1 protein-coding gene is annotated in these 1426 nt (G+C 38.1%); it reads left to right on the top strand.

Annotation, left to right across the window (positions count from 1 at the left end; translation table 11 throughout):
* The coding region (locus ACODS7_RS32000) for a condensation domain-containing protein (RefSeq protein ID WP_488828590.1) at positions 1-1426 on the top strand (1426 nt) is incomplete at both ends.

Here is a 1426-nt window from a genome sequence, read left to right as displayed (position 1 = left end):
AAGATGCAATCATTGTACCACCTCATACACATACAGAAAAACAATTGCAGCAAATATGGGGAGAAATACTATCAAAAAAGACGGAGAGTATTAGTACAGAAGATGATTTTTTCAAAATAGGTGGTCATTCTTTAATAACAGTACAACTCATTAACCGGATTGAGGCACAATTGCATGTCAAAATCACGTTTAAAGATGTATACCAATATCGAACCATTCAAACCTGTTCTACGTATATTGACCAATTACGACCAATAGCACATAAAAATCTAATAGAGAGAGTGCCAGAGCAACCCTATTATCCTTTATCTCATGCACAACAACGACTTTGGTTTTTATATCAACAACATCCGGAATATCGTACGTATGATATCCCGATACAAGTGCATATACAACCAGGCATGCAAGTCACCTTATTGAAACAAGCTTTGGAAGAAATGGTCAAAAGACATGAGATGTTTCGAACTAATTTTATAGAAAAAGATGGAGAACCGATGCAGTGTGTGCAAAAAGAGATGGATCTCATACTTCATGAAGTCGATATACAACAGATTGAAGCAAAACAACAAGAGGCGTATCGTTTGGTATCTATACAAAAAATTGATCATACCGCATTCCACTTAGAACAGGGACCACTATTCCGAACCATTTTATTTACAGAGAACAAGGAATGCTCCTGGTTATATATGAATTTCCACCATATCATTATGGATGAATGGAGCTTACAACGATTTTTACAAGAGGTTTTTTCTATCTATGAAGAGTTGTCTGAGCAGGGAGTGATTTCTCTTATTCAGCCGGCTATACGATATATTGATTATGTTGCATGGCAAAAGCAACAGCTTGCTATTGGAGCATGGGAGCACGAAAAACAATATTGGAAGGAAGTATTACAAGATGCGCCAACCTTGACTTTACCATTGGATCAAGTTCGTCCTAGTGTAGCGTCACATCGCGGGGATACATTCTCTACAAAACTCAATAAGAACGCTGTATCATCATTGAAAAAACTAGCACAACAAGAGCAGATATCACTGTACATGTTACTGTTCACTGCTTATACTCACTTTTTACAACAGGTATCAGGGCAACAGGACCTTGTCGTAGGAACACCTGTAACGGGAAGACAGCATGAAGCGTTTGAAGATATCCAAGGATTTTTTGTAAATACAGTTGCGATTCGTGTACAAACAGACGGAGTTTCTACTATGGAGGAGTTGTGTGCAGAGGTAACAGAAAGATGCTTGCGAGCTTTTCAACATCAACAGTATCCATTCGACCAAGTCATTCAAGATATTAATCCAGAGAGAGGAGAGAATAACAACCCTATTTTTTCAACGATGTTCAGCTATCAACAGGATGCGGTGCAACAACATCCTCCGTATCAGTATCAAATACATCCTGTGCAGACAAACATCAGTAAATT

The organism is Bacillus sp. FG16 (assembly GCF_057809515.1).
Note: the sequence above shows the minus strand (reverse complement) of the source record. Positions and strands in the feature narration are given on the sequence as shown.